This window comes from Streptomonospora sediminis, from assembly GCF_054778995.1.
This window is the reverse complement of the sequence record NZ_BAAGYZ010000104.1, coordinates 1-13,214: the sequence shown is the minus strand read 5'-3', so window position 1 is coordinate 13,214 and position 13,214 is coordinate 1. Positions and strand designations below refer to the sequence as shown.

The following is a 13,214-nucleotide window of genomic DNA, read 5'->3' as shown; positions in this document are numbered from 1 at the left end:
CCTGTGGCCAGATGCCCTGCGGTGCCCGCGTGGGACACCGTGGACCAGTGCCTGAAATGATCACTACTCACGGGTTGACCAAGACCTACGGCGGCCGACCGGTCGTGGAGAATCTGGATCTGCACGTGCCGCAAGGGTGCGTCTACGGCTTCCTGGGGCCCAACGGGTCCGGGAAGTCCACCACGATGAAGATGCTGCTGTCGCTGGTGCGCCCCACATCCGGCGAGATCCACATCATGGGCCGCCCCATGACGCGGGCGACCCGCCGCGAACTGCTGGGCGGCATCGGCTCGCTCATCGAATCCCCGCCTGCGTACGGACACCTCACCGGCCGCGAGAACATGCGCGTGGTGCAGCGGTTGCTGGGTCTGAGTAACCGCCAGGTCTCCGAGGCGGTGCAGACCGTGCGCCTGCAGGAGCATCTCGACAAGCCGGTCCGCAATTACTCACTCGGTATGAAGCAGCGGTTGGGGATCGCGATGGCGCTGGCCCGCGATCCCCGGTTGCTGATCCTTGACGAGCCCACCAACGGCCTCGACCCCGCCGGGATCGACGAGATCCGCCACCTGCTCAAACTGTTGGCCGATAGCGGGATCACGGTGATGGTCTCCAGTCATCTGCTGGGCGAAATCGACCGGACGGCCACCGTCCTCGGCATTCTCGGCAACGGCCGCATGCTCTTCCAGGGCACCCGCGACCAGTTGTTCGCCCGGTCCATTCCCGACGTGCTGATCGACACGTCCGATCCCGAACGCGCGGGTGCCTTGGCCGCGCGGTGGCAGGCGACCCGCAACGGCGCCACCGTGCGCGTACCCGGCCTCGACCACGCGACCACGGCCCGCATGGTTTCCCACCTCGTCCGCGAAGACGTCGACATCTTCGAGGTCCGCCGCGACACCCAATCCCTCGAAGACGTTTTCATGAACCTCACCGGGGGGCAAGGGCTGTGATCGGCCGTGCCGTGGCGAACGAGTTCGCCAAGATGCACCGCCTCCGCGCGGTTCCCGTCGCGGCCGCGCTGGTGGCCGGTGTCGTCGCGATGACCTGCCTCACGCTCACGGGGCAGGGCTTCCGGGAGTCGGTGGGGGATCCGTCCCCACAAGCCTGGCGGTGGCTACTCGGCGGACTGGCGCTGGCGGTTTCGCTGGTCTCGCCCATCCTGCTGGCGGTGCTGGCCAGCCGGCAGGTCGATATCGAGAACCAGGGCAACGGCTGGCTGTTTTCCCGGACCGCAGGGCTGGAGCCCGGATACCTGTGCCGGGTCAAATTCGTGGCCACCGGTGCGATCGTGGTGGCCGCCACCCTCCTGCAGACCGGGCTGGTGTACGGAATCGGCAAGCTGGCCGGCATCGCCGCCCCGCTACCGGCCGGGCAATGGGCGGCCTACACCGCTTCGATCGCGGTCGTGAACCTGGTGCTGCTCGCGTTCCACCTGGTGCTGTCGGCGCGCATCGCCAACCAGCTCGTGGGGCTTGGCGCGGGTGTGCTGGGCGTGTTCGTGACCGTGTCCACCACCGGAATGCCCGGTTGGGCGGCCCACCTGCTGCCCCCGTGGGGGTACTACGCACTGGCCACACCCGTCGACGCCCGCACGGGCGGCGTGGCCGCGTTGGACCCGCCGCACCTGAGCGTGCTCGTCCTCGGTATCGCGGGCGGCGCTTTGTTCCTGCTCTTCACCCGCCTGTTCGACCGTCAGGAGGCCTGACCCATGGGTTCGGTCCGAGCCGAGTTCCTCAAGCTGAAGCGTTCGCTGAGCTGGGGGGTGGTGGTGCTGCTACCGCTGATGGCGGTCGCCACCGGAGCGCTCAACACGGTCGTCGCAGGCCAGGGGTTCGCCGACGTCTGGCACACCCTGTGGATGCGCGTGATGGTCTTTTACGGACTGTTTCCGCTGGCCGTGGGGGTCGCCGCGTTGGCCTCGCTGGTGTGGCGGGTCGAACACCAGAGCGGCAACTGGAACGCGCTGATGGGCCGGCCGGTGCCCAGCCTGCATGTGGTGGGCGGCAAGGTGGCGGTCTTGGCTGCGCTGGCGGCGGCCATGCAGGCGGTGCTGGTGGTGGGTGTCGTGGTCACCGGCAAGCTGGTGTTCGCGCTGCCCGGGATGCTGCCGGCCCGGTACCTGCTGGTCAGCGCCGTCATCGTGCTGGCGTGCCTGCCCGTGGCGGCGCTGCAGTCGGGCCTGTCGATGCTTATGCGTTCGTTCGCCGCCCCGGTCGCCGTGGCCCTGCCGGGCGCGGTCGCCGGGGTGCTGCTGGTGGTTGCCAAGCTCGAAATCCCGATGATGCTCCTGCCCTATGGCCTGCTCACCCGGGCCACCCAGTTGGGCACCGGGACCTTCGTCGACAGCGGAACGGTCACCGCCGGGACCGTGGCCGCCATCGCGGTTGCCGCCCTCGCACTTACCGCGGCGGTGACCGCCGGGTCCTCGGCCATCCTCGACCGCCGCGACATCCGGTAGCGGCCGAGGCGGGGGAGAGGGCGGGTGCAGCCGGCGCGCGGGGCGGTGCGCGCGGCGGGGTGGCGGGTTACTAAGGTGCTCGGTCGTGACCGAACCTTCCTATGCGGACGCGACCCGGGCGGCCTATGACGCGGTGGCCGCCGACTACGCCGCCTTCTTCACCGGAGCGCTGGACGCCCAACCGCTGGACCGGGCGCTTTTGGCGGCCTTCGCCGAACGGGTGCGCGCCGCCGGCGGCGGGCCTGTGCTCGATGCCGGGTGCGGGCCCGGACGGGTGACCGGCTACCTCGCGTCGCAGGGCCTGGCCGTGGCCGGGCTCGACCTGTCGGCGGCGATGGTGGAGCTGGCCCGGCGCGAACAGCCCGCGATCGGCTTCACCCGCGGGTCGATCACCGCGCTGGGCATCGCCGACCGGTCGCTGGCCGGTCTCGTGTCCTGGTACTCCCTGATCCACCTGCACCCCGACGACGCCCCGCTGGCGCTGGCCGAGTTCGGGCGCGTCCTGGCTCCGGGCGGCTTCCTGCAGCTGGCCTTCCAGGTCGGCAGCGAGCCGCTGCGGTTCGAGGAACCCTTCGGCCACTCCGCGCCGCTCGACTTCCACCGCCTGGACCCCGACCGCGTCGCCGAGCAGCTCAACGGCGCCGGGTTGCAGGTCTGCGAACGCACGGTGCGCGCCCCTGAAGGCCGCGAGACGACACCGCAGGCCTACCTGCTGGCCCGCGCTGCCCGCTAAGCCCTGTTTAATAGGTCCTGATCGATCGGGTCTGCCCGGCGTGCCGGTGCCTGCGCGGCAGCGAGGTCTCCGGTGGACCGATGAACCTTGAAGAAGCCGACCCGCACGCAGGCACCGGTGGTGGCCCGGCCATGGCGGCCGGTGCGTCCGGGGGCCGGGGCGGGCACGGGTCCGCTGGGCGGCCTTGCCCGCGGCCGGCAACAGGTGACCTGGGGCGGAAAAGCAGCACCGACGGCCGCGGGCGGCGGGGGCGGACGACGCACCGACCCTGCGGAAATGCCCAAACATCAAGGCTGAGACGGGCATTCCTGCATGATCATAAAACGGGAATCCGACATAGCGGGCGCACGGCCACCCCGCAACCCGACATAACGGACACGCACACGCCCACCGGGCCGCTGCAGGCTCCAGCCCAGCCGCACCGAAGCCCGCGACAGCACCACCCCCGTCACCGCCGCCACCACGCGGCTGACCCGTTCCAGAGTCCACAGATCCGACTCGAAGCCGCGGGCCCGGGCTCCCTGCTCCAACGCGGTGCGCACCCGCTCCACCCGGGCATCATCGAGTTTGGGCGGGCGGCCGCCGGCCGCGGCCGCCCGAGCCCTCAGGGAGCGGTCGGGGGCGCGCTCATTGCTGCCGCCAGGAACGTGATCGCCCAGCGCTGGGCCGGTTCGGCGCCGGCCGGGGGTTGGCGGTGGCTGGTGTCGACGCGGTCCACGGCCGCCACGGCGAGGATTCCCCGCATCCGGAACGACAGTTCTTCGGGGGAGAGGCCGGGCAGTGCGCGCGCGAAAGCCGCCAGGTAGCGCTCGCGCACGGTGTCCTCGGCCGGGCCGGTCCAGGCGCGCATCTCCTCGGCCGGGTCGCTGAGGATCGCCACGATCAGCCGCGACGTCCGGGCGCCGCCCTCGTCGCCGGCCGGCATCCCCTCGAACAGCGGCCCGGCGAACGCCTCCACCAGGTCGCTGACCGGCGGGTCCGGTGTCCGGGCGAGCAGGCGGTCGAGCCCGGCGCATTGCGCGGCGGTGAGGGGCTCGACCGCGCGGCGGGCGACCTCGGCCATGAGTTCGGCTTTCGAGCCGAAGTGGTAGGCGACGGCGGCCAGGTTCGCTTGGGCGCGGTCGGTGATCGCGCGCACCGACGTGCCGCGGAAACCGCGCTCGGCAAAGAGATGTTCGGCTGCGTCGAGGATCTTGGTGCGGGTGTCGGGTGGCGCCATGGGTGCGTACTATACAGTCGTTTGAATCAAACAAACGTTTGACTGAATCGGTACGGAGAAGGGCTGCCATGAAACTGCTCGTGTACGGTGCCGGAGTCGTCGGCAGCCTGTTCGCCGCCCGGCTGTATGAGGCCGGGCACGACGTTGCGCTCCTCGCCCGGGGCAGGCGCCTGGCCGCCCTGCGCCGACACGGCGTGCAGCTCGCCGAGGCACACAGCCCGGCCGTCCGGCAGGTACCGGTGCCGGTGGTCGAGCATCCCGACGGCGGCTACGACCTGACCGCGGTCTTCGTCCGCACCCATCAGATCGACGCGGTGCTGGAGTCACTCGCCGGCCTCGGCGGCGACGTGCTGTTCCTGCACAACTGGGCGGCCGGCCCGGAGCCGCTGGGCGCCGTGATCGGCCACGAGCGGGTGCTGCTCGGCTTCGGCACTGCCGGCGGCACGATGGACGGCGACGTGGTCCGCTACCGCGCGGCCAACTTCGTGACCCGCCGGGTTGCGACGCCGATCGGCGAACCCGACGGCCGGACCAGCCCGCGGCTCGAACGGATCGTGCAAACGTTGCGCACCACCGGGATCAACGCCAAGACCGAGCCGCAGATGGATGCCTGGCTCAAGACGCACGCCGCGTTCGAGGTGCCGCTCGGGCAGGCCGTGCACACCGCGGGCGGCCCGCATGCGCTGGCCGGCGATCCGGACGCGGTGCGCGGCATGCTCGGCCTGATGCGGCAGAACCTGGCCGCCATGCCGGCGCCGCCGGTCCCTCGCGGGTTCGCTGCGTTGCGGACCCTGCCGGAAGGACTGCTCGTGGCCATGCTGCGGCGTTTTCTGCGCAGCCCGACGGCCCTGCACAGCGGACTCAGCGACGCCTCGCCCGCGGCAAAGGCCGAACTGGAGCGGCTGGCCGCGCAGATGCGCGCCAATGCGAAGGTCCGGTAACGACACACGGCCCGCGCCCGGCCGGGCCGCATTTCGCGCGCAGGTGCGGCCGCGGCCTCCTCCCGACACCCGCGGCCGGTCGCGTCGCCGGCCCGCCGCCGCGTTCGTGCGGGCGGCTTACCGGCCCCGGGGCCCGGTCGCGTCACTTGGCGTGTGCCAGTGCCTGCTGCGCTGCGGTGCTCCACTGCGGTGCCTGGGCGCGGCCGGCGACGCGGGCGGCCTGGTGGTAGTGCTCGGCCGCCGCCGCGTGGCGGCCCAGGCCCTGGGCGAGGTCGCCCAGGTAGTGGGCGACCGGCCCCAGGGTCAGCAGGCCACTGCCCGCACCGGCCAGCTCATCGGCGGCCGGCAGCAGCCGGTTGTAGGCGCGCCGCATCGCCGCACGGTCGCCGGCGGCCACCGCGGTGCGCGCGCCCAGGCAGGTCAGCGCCTCGTTGAGCAGGCCCCAGGGCGCCTCGGGCGGCGGCTGGGGCGGGTCGGCAGCGCCGGGGTCCTGCACCAGCGGATTCACCCACGGCGCGTACGGCCCCCAGTCGGCACCCGCCACCTGCGCCGCGTCCTGTGCCGGGAGCCCGTTCTGCAGGCGCAGGCACAGCAGCGCCAGCGGCACGATGCCCTCCTCCATCCCCGGCATCTGGGCGCCCGACAGGCGGGCTCCGGCGGTGCGGTAGGCGGTTTCGGCCGCCTCAACCCGGCCGGCCGCGGCCGTGCGCAGGGCCGCATACCACCGGGTGAACACACCCACGTGCCCGATCTCGTAGCGCTCGCCCAACCGCTGGGCGGCCGCGGCGTGGTGGTCGGCGGCGGCGAAGTCGGCCAGGGCGCTGTGGGCCTGCAGCAGCACCAGCCGCCCCAGCACCTCGAAGGCGACCAGGCCGCTGCCCGCGGCGGTCTCGACCAGTTCGGCGCCGATGCCCGCGCGCCGCCGCGCACCCCCGGCGCGCTGGAAGGACTGCATGAACGAGGCGTTGAGTGCCAGACACAGCAGCGCGGGATCGCCGTCGGCGCGGGCGATGGCCTCGGCCCGGCGGGCGGCGTCGGGGCCGCGGTCGCCGGCGGCGCCGCGCAGTTCCAGGGCCAGGGCCGCCAGCAGCCGGGCGCGCTGCCGGGTGGCCTCGGCGGGCAGCGCGGCCAGGGTGCGTTCGGCCGCGCCGGCCAGGCGCCGCGACAGGTCCTCGTCGTCGTTGCGCGGCCACACGGCGGGCACGTCGAAGGCGGTGATGACGTGGGCGGTCAGTTCGGGATCGCCCAGCCGCTCGGCCGCTGCCACGGCGCGGCCGCGGTGGGTGCGCGACTCCTCCAACCGGCCGGTGACGGCCAGCGCCCGCACCATGCCCATGACCGCCTCCAGCCGCGCCCGTTCGTCGGCCGAGCCCGCGCGGTCGTGGGCGGTGAGGGCCTCGCGCCACAGCCGCGCCGCTTCGTGCGGGGCGAAGCGGTCCTCGGCGCTGCGGGCCGCACTGCGCGCGTAGCCGGCCGCCTTGTCGGCGGCACCGGGCGTGTCGGCGCGGGCGAAATGGTGGGCCAGCGAAGCGGCGTCGTCGGGGCGCAGCCGTTCGATGGCCTGGGCGGCGGCGCCGTGCCAGCGCGCGCGCCGGGGCCCGGAGATGCCCTCGTAGACGGCATCGCGCACCAGGACGTGGGAGAAACGCAGCCGGTGCGGTTCGGGTTCGGTGAGGAAACCGGCCTCGATCGCGGCCTCGGTGGCCTCCAGCGCGTCCTCGCCGGTGCCGGCGAGGCCGGCGAGGACGCCGGGGTCGATGTCGCGGCCGATGACGGCGGCCTGGCGCAGCAGCCGGCGGGGGGCGGGCGCAAGGAGCTCCAGGCGGTGGCGGATGACGTCGCCCACGCCGGGAGGAACGGCTTGCAGGGCGGCGGCGCCCTGGTCGGCGAAGAGCCGCGCGAGTTCGCGGGCGTAGAAAGGGTTGCCGCCGCTGCGGCGGTGGATGGCGCGCACGGTCGCGGGCTCGGCGCGGCCGTCGGCCAGGGCGGCGACGAGTTCGCCGGTGGCCTCGTGCGAGAGCCCCTCCAGGTAGACGCGGAGTGGTTCGCGGGGTGCCAGCCGCGCTAGTGCGGCGGCCAGCGCCGGGCCGATGTGGTCGCTGCGGTAGGTGCCCACCAGCAGCACCGGCCCGGGCACCGGCTCGCCGGCCAGGGCGCTGAGCAGCTCCAGGGTTTCCTCGCCCGCGCGGTGCAGGTCGTCGGCGACCAGCAGGACGGGGCCGCGTTGCGCGGCCGCGGCCACCAGCGCGGCGGCGCGGCGCTGGGCGCGGAACCGGGCCGCAGCGGGGTCTGCGCCGGAACCGGTGGTGGCCGCCGGCTCCGGCGGGGCGGTGCCGCCGGCGGCCGGGACGGCGCGGGGGGCCAGTTCGGCGGCGATGCGCTCCCAGGGCCACACCGGCGGGGCGCCGTCGTGTTCGGGGTTGTCGCCCCAGGCAGTGGTCCATCCGCGCTCGGCCAGCCGCTCGCCCAAGGTGCGGGCCAGCGCGGTCTTGCCGGCGCCGGCGCCGCCGGAGACCAGTGCGGTGGTGACCCGGCCGGCGCCGGCGGTGGCGGCGGCGCGTTCCAGCTGCGCCAGTTCTGCGTCGCGGCCCACAAACGGGGCCGCGCCGGGTCCTTGGGGCGGCGCCGGTGCGGCGGCAGGCGGCGGGTCGGCAGCGGCCGGAGCGGGAGCGGGTTGGGGGTGCGGGGCCGCCAGGTGCGGCTCCTGGGCGAGGATGTCGGCTTCGAGCCGGCGCAGCTCGGCCCCGGGGTCCACACCCAGTTCCGCGGCCAGCACGCGCCGGGCCCGGCGCAGCGCGGCCAGCGCGTCGCCCTGGCGGTGGGCGCGGTACAGCGCCAAGGCCAGCAGCCGCCAGGCGTTCTCGCGCAGCGGATGGGCGCTGACCTGTTCCTGCAGATCGGGGGCCGCCTCCACGGCCCGGCCCAGCTGCATGAGCGCATCAGCGCGGCGCTCCACCGCCAGCAGCCGCAACTCCTCCAACCGGTCGGCCTCGGCGCGCGCCCAGGCCGAATCGGCGAACTCGGCGTAGGCGGGCCCGCGCCACAGGCTTAGGCCCTGCTCCAATTCCTCCAGCGCGGGCCCGGCCCGGCCCGCTTCCAGCAGTGCGGCGCTGTCGGTGACGGCGGCCTCGAAACGCCGGGCGTCGACGGCGCCGGGCGCCAGCCGCAGCGCATAGCCCGGGGGAGCGGTCACCAGCAGCCGGGCGGGCCGGCGTGGCGCCCGGTCGGGTTCCAGCGCGCGGCGCAGGTCGGCGACAAAGGTGCGGATCGCCGCCACCGCGCCCTCGGGCGGGTGGGCGCCCCACAGGTCCTCGACGAGCCGGTCCAGGGGCACGACCCGTCCGGCGGCAATGACCAGCCGCGCCAGCACGGCCCGCTGCCGCGGCCCTTTCAGCGCCAGCGGCCCGGCGGGGCCCGCGGCCTCCAGCGGGCCCAGCACACCCACCGCCACCGCTGCCTGCTCTGTCCCGTTGCTGGTCACGAACCCACTGTAGGGGCGGCCCGCGGGGGCGCCGACCCGGCGGCGCCGGCACTCAACCGGTACTGATCGGTTGCTCACCTGCGCCCGGCAGGCTCATTAGCGCATCGCAAGAACAGCTGCAACGAGCCGAGGAGTCATTGTGGAACCACGCATCAGCGGATTCGACTACCAGCAGGTGCCCGTGGGCGAGGGGGTGTCGCTCAACGCCGCCGTCGGCGGTTCGGGCAGCCCCATCGTGCTGCTGCACGGCTTCCCCCAGACCCACCTGATGTGGCGCCACGTCGCCGCCGACCTGGCCGCCGACCACACCGTCATCTGCCCCGACCTGCGCGGCTACGGCGACAGCGACAAGCCCGCCGACACCGACGGCCACACCTATTCCAAGCGGACCATGGCCGCCGACACGGTCGCGCTGGCGCGCGCCCTGGGCCACGACCGCTTCGCCCTGGCCGGCCACGACCGCGGCGCGCTGGTGGCCGTGCGGGCCGGGCTGGACCACCCCGAGCACATCACCCACCTGGCGTCGCTGGACGTGCTGCCCACCCTGGACATGTGGGAGGCGCTGCACGGGCGCACCGCGGCCGTGGGCTTCCACCTGTACCTGATGGCCCAGCCGCCGGGCCTGCCCGAACAGCTGATCGGCGCGGCCCCCGACGCGTTCTTCGGCCACTTCCTGGACGTGTGGGCCAACAACCCCGAGGCGATCCCGGCCGAGATACGCGCGGCCTACCTGGCCAAGTCGGCGGCGGCGGTGGAGTCCATCGTCGCCGACTACCGGGCCTCGGCCGGGGTGGACGTCGACCACGACCTGGCCGACCGCAGCGCAGGCAACCGGTTGGCCATGCCGGTGTCGGTGCTCCAGCAGGACTGGGGCGCGGCCCTGGGTTATGACGCCGCCGCCGTGTGGCGGGCCTGGGCCGACGACCTGCGCCACGCGACGGTCTCCTGCGGCCACTTCATGGCCGAGGAGGCCCCGGCCGAGGTCGTCAAGGCGCTGCGCGGCCTGCTGTCCGCATAGGCGCCGGGCGGGGCGGCGCCTACGCCAAAACGCGTTTTTTGCCGCAATGGCAACGGTGTTTGTCGTCTCTGCCGCCCAGCGGCGAGGATTCCCGGTAGCAGGTCCGACGGCGGTGCGCGCCGCTGCGCACACCCCCAACGTGCGCCGCGGCGCGTGCCGCCGGCTACCCGAGGAAGGACGCACCGATGAGTGGGTACACCGAAGAGGACGGCCAGGAACCCGGCAAGTACTGGGACGACCGCTACAGCGAAAGCGACCGCGTGTGGAGCGGCGACCCCAACGCCGCCCTGGTCGCCGAAGCCGCCGACCTGTCGGCCGGCACCGCCCTGGAGTTGGGCTGCGGCGAAGGCGCCGACGCCATCTGGCTGGCGCGGCGCAACTGGCGTGTCACCGCCGTGGACGTCTCCGCGGTGGCGCTGGAGCGGGCCGGCCGCCACGCGGCCGAGGCAGGGGTGGCCGACCGCATCGGTTTCGAGCGCCACGACCTGGCCGAGACCTTCCCCGACGGCCGGTTCGACCTGGTGGCGGCGAGTTTCCTGCACTCGCGCGGCGACATGCCCCGCGAGCGGATCCTGCAGCAGGCCGCCGCCCGGACCGCTCCTGGCGGGGTGCTGCTGATCGTGGGCCATGCCGGCCACGCCACCTGGGAGGACGCTGAGCACGAGCAGGTGCGGCTGCCCACCTCCGCCGAGGTACTGGAGTCGCTGGAACTGGACCAGGACCGGTGGCAGGTCCTGCTCAACCAGGAACGCCGGCGCGAGCACCCGAGCCCGGGCGGCCACCACGCCGACAGCATCGTCAAGCTGCGCCGCAGCACCGGCTGAGCAGCGCTGGCCCCGGTTTGCAGCGGCACCGCTGCAACCCGGGGCGGGCGGGCCGCCAACGCGCCGCGGCGCTGCAGCACCGCCCGCCCCCGCCGGGCATAGGCTGGCGCCGCCACCCGCGCCGCGCGAAAGGAACACCGTGACCGACCGGCTCGCCCCGATGCCCGCCGACTGGCAGAGCGCACTGGCCATCGTCGCCCACCCCGACGACCTGGAGTACGGCGCGGCCGCGGCCATCGCCCACTGGATCGACGGCGGCCGCCGCGTGTCCTACCTGCTGGCCACCCGCGGCGAAGCCGGAATCGCGACCATGGAACCCGCCCAAGCCGCCCCCGTGCGCGAACGCGAGCAGCGCGCCGCCGCCGCCGTCGTCGGCGCCGCCTCCGTGGAGTTCCTCGACCACCGCGACGGCGTCGTCGAGTACGGTCCGGCGCTGCGCCGCGACCTGGCCGAGGCGATCCGCCGCCACCGCCCCGAACTGGTCATCACGATCAACCACCACGACACCTTCGGCGGCACCGCCTGGAACACCCCCGACCACCGGGCCGTGGGCCGGGCCGCGCTGGACGCCGCCGCCGACGCGGGCAACAAGTGGATCTTCACCGACCCGGCCGAGGCGGGCGTGCAGCCCTGGGACGGGGTGCGGTGGGTGGCGGTGGCCGGATCGCCCCAGCCCACCCACGCCGTCGAAGCCGAACCCGGAACGGAACGCGCCGTGCGTTCCCTGCTGGAACACCGCGCCTACATCGGCGCGCTGACCGACACCGCCCCCGAAGAGTACTGCCGCGGCGTCGTGGCCGCGGTGACCGAGGAAGCCGCCCCCCGCTTCGGCGGCCGGCCCGCCGTCGCCTTCGAACTGTTCGCCCGCTAGGTGTCCTGCTTGATCAGTGGGTTGACGACCATGCAGCAGTGCCCGGAATTCACAGCTGAGACAGGCGTTTCTGCATGATCACCGCCGGCCCGGCGCAACCAGCGCGGCACCGCCCCGCGTGCTCGCCGCCGGCCTGGGCCTGTCCCGCGGCGTGGTCGCCGAGCACCGCTACGGTCGCAGCGGTGGTCTTCGACTGGCGGGGCCCCTGGCGCTGACTCCGACCGACCGGAAGTGGCCGCCGCGGCCCTGCGGCCCGCCGGCCGCACCGACTCGGCCCAGGCCGCCGACGAGGTCGTGGACGGCTTGCACGCTGCGCCGGGCCGGCACCGGCTGATTGCGGCCGCGAGCCGGCGCTGACCCGGCGGATCCCCGCGCCTAACCCTGCTGCGCCAGCGCCTGTTGGACCGCCCGCTCCACCGGGGTGGGCGAAGCCGCATCCGGGTCGAGTTCGGCGGCGGGTTCCAGCGGCGGCTGGGCCATGAAGCGGGGCGTGGTTCCGCGGTGCGGCTGGGCGGAGTGGACCAGGAACGGGTGGCACAGGAACACGTCGCCGGACCGCCCGGTGGCCGAGACCACCGGCCGGTCGCCGCTGGCCGCAACGGCCGCGCCGCACAGCTCCAACCAGTTGCGCCCGCCCTGGGCCAGCAGCGGCGGGACGTCGCGGTGCGAACCGGTGCGCAGCAGGGTGGGCGCGTCCTGGTCGCCGACGTCGGAGAACAGGAACAGCATCAGCAGCGCCCGCCCGTGCGAGCGCAGCGTCATCGGGTCGGTGTAGCCGGCGTCCAGGTGCCAGCCGTCGTCGCCGGGAGGGTCCGGGCTGGGGAACCGCACCGGGAAGGTGCCCAGCCCCTGCGGGCGGTGCCAGCGCCGCGGTCCCACCAGCTGGTCGAAGGCCTCGTGCAGCACCGCGGTGTTGGCGGCTTCGCGGAACGGGGCACTCGACAGGCCGGGGATGCGCACCACGGGCCGGGTCCAGGTGGCGGGATCGTCGGGATCGCACCCGGTGGCCTGCCAGAGTTCGGCGCGGCAGCGCGCGGCGACCTCGGGCGGCACCGCACCGCCGATCCGGACGAATCCGTCGCGGATGAACGTTTCGATTTCTGCGCCGGAGAGCATCGTGTCCCTTCAACTGCGGATGGGGGCCGGGGGGTAGGGGCGCCCGGTGCGGACGGGACCGCCGGGGGCCGCCGGGCGCCCTCCAGCACACTGGGTTGAAACGACTGCGCGCAACCGGTTTTCCGGCGGAGCCCGCGCCCGGCGGGCGGCCCGCCGCCATCGACGATTCCACGGAGGTCCACATGCTTGTTCCCCGGTTCCTGGGGGCCGTGACGATCGCCTTCAGCGCCGCGATCATGGCCCGCCCGCGCCTGATGGCCGACCCCAGCGGCTACACCGGCCCCGACGGGCGTGTGCCGCGCGACATCGAACTCCTCATGTACGGAATCGGGACGCGGGACATGGCTCTGGGCGCGCTGATGCTGTGCGCACCCAATCCGGCGGCCATGCGGGCGGCGGTGGCCGCACGGGTGGCGGCAGACACCGGCGACCTGCTCATTTTCGGCACGCGCCTGCCACGCGCCGAACAGCGGCTCAAGATCGGTGCGGCCGCGGCCGGGTGGGCCGCGGTGTGCGCCTACAGCCTGCGCCACATCCCCGCCGCCGCGCCGCC

12 protein-coding genes are annotated in these 13,214 nt (G+C 74.2%); 9 read left to right on the top strand and 3 right to left on the bottom strand.

The window, feature by feature from the left end:
- Nucleotides 1-47 precede the first annotated feature (47 nt).
- From ACYVD5_RS20290 to ACYVD5_RS20275, 4 genes are all read left to right on the top strand, one after another.
- The gene (locus ACYVD5_RS20290; protein ID WP_461002678.1) at nucleotides 48-950 is read left to right on the top strand and encodes an ABC transporter ATP-binding protein; all 903 of its coding nucleotides are present in this window, start codon (nucleotides 48-50) and stop codon (nucleotides 948-950) included.
- Nucleotides 951-961: 11 nt separating this feature from the next.
- Nucleotides 962-1,705, top strand: coding sequence for an ABC transporter permease (locus tag ACYVD5_RS20285; protein ID WP_461002677.1), 744 nt, complete (start codon nucleotides 962-964; stop codon nucleotides 1,703-1,705).
- Nucleotides 1,706-1,708: 3 nt separating this feature from the next.
- Complete coding sequence (locus tag ACYVD5_RS20280; protein ID WP_461002676.1) at nucleotides 1,709-2,458, top strand: ABC transporter permease; 750 nt, start codon at nucleotides 1,709-1,711, stop codon at nucleotides 2,456-2,458.
- An 85-nt stretch (nucleotides 2,459-2,543) separates the two neighbouring features.
- Nucleotides 2,544-3,191, top strand: coding sequence for a class I SAM-dependent methyltransferase (locus tag ACYVD5_RS20275; protein ID WP_461002675.1), 648 nt, complete (start codon nucleotides 2,544-2,546; stop codon nucleotides 3,189-3,191).
- 604 nt (nucleotides 3,192-3,795) lie between these two features.
- Here ACYVD5_RS20275 and ACYVD5_RS20270 read toward each other — a convergent pair.
- On the bottom strand, nucleotides 3,796-4,410 hold the full coding sequence (locus ACYVD5_RS20270) for a TetR family transcriptional regulator (RefSeq protein WP_461002674.1): 615 nt from the start codon (nucleotides 4,408-4,410) through the stop codon (nucleotides 3,796-3,798).
- A gap of 68 nt (nucleotides 4,411-4,478) precedes the next feature.
- Between ACYVD5_RS20270 and ACYVD5_RS20265 the strand changes: the two genes are divergently transcribed.
- A complete protein-coding gene (locus ACYVD5_RS20265; RefSeq protein WP_461002673.1) occupies nucleotides 4,479-5,351 on the top strand; it encodes a ketopantoate reductase family protein in 873 nt (290 codons plus the stop codon).
- 142 nt (nucleotides 5,352-5,493) lie between these two features.
- On the opposite strand, the gene ACYVD5_RS20260 is transcribed toward ACYVD5_RS20265, so the two are convergent.
- Complete coding sequence (locus tag ACYVD5_RS20260) at nucleotides 5,494-8,832, bottom strand: BTAD domain-containing putative transcriptional regulator (protein WP_461002672.1); 3,339 nt, start codon at nucleotides 8,830-8,832, stop codon at nucleotides 5,494-5,496.
- A 139-nt stretch (nucleotides 8,833-8,971) separates the two neighbouring features.
- On the opposite strand from ACYVD5_RS20260, the gene ACYVD5_RS20255 reads away from it, so the two are divergent.
- From ACYVD5_RS20255 to ACYVD5_RS20245, 3 genes are all read left to right on the top strand, one after another.
- Complete coding sequence (locus tag ACYVD5_RS20255) at nucleotides 8,972-9,850, top strand: alpha/beta fold hydrolase (RefSeq protein WP_461002671.1); 879 nt, start codon at nucleotides 8,972-8,974, stop codon at nucleotides 9,848-9,850.
- 185 nt (nucleotides 9,851-10,035) lie between these two features.
- Nucleotides 10,036-10,674, top strand: a complete 639-nt coding sequence (locus ACYVD5_RS20250; RefSeq protein WP_461002670.1) for a class I SAM-dependent methyltransferase — start codon at nucleotides 10,036-10,038, stop codon at nucleotides 10,672-10,674.
- A 139-nt stretch (nucleotides 10,675-10,813) separates the two neighbouring features.
- A complete protein-coding gene (locus ACYVD5_RS20245; RefSeq protein WP_461002669.1) occupies nucleotides 10,814-11,545 on the top strand; it encodes a PIG-L deacetylase family protein in 732 nt (243 codons plus the stop codon).
- Nucleotides 11,546-11,920: 375 nt separating this feature from the next.
- Here the strand turns inward: ACYVD5_RS20245 and ACYVD5_RS20240 are convergent, their stop codons facing one another.
- On the bottom strand, nucleotides 11,921-12,661 hold the full coding sequence (locus ACYVD5_RS20240; RefSeq protein ID WP_461002668.1) for a phytanoyl-CoA dioxygenase family protein: 741 nt from the start codon (nucleotides 12,659-12,661) through the stop codon (nucleotides 11,921-11,923).
- A gap of 182 nt (nucleotides 12,662-12,843) precedes the next feature.
- Between ACYVD5_RS20240 and ACYVD5_RS20235 the strand changes: the two genes are divergently transcribed.
- The coding region (locus tag ACYVD5_RS20235) for a hypothetical protein (RefSeq protein WP_461002667.1) at nucleotides 12,844-13,214 on the top strand (371 nt) is incomplete at its 3' end.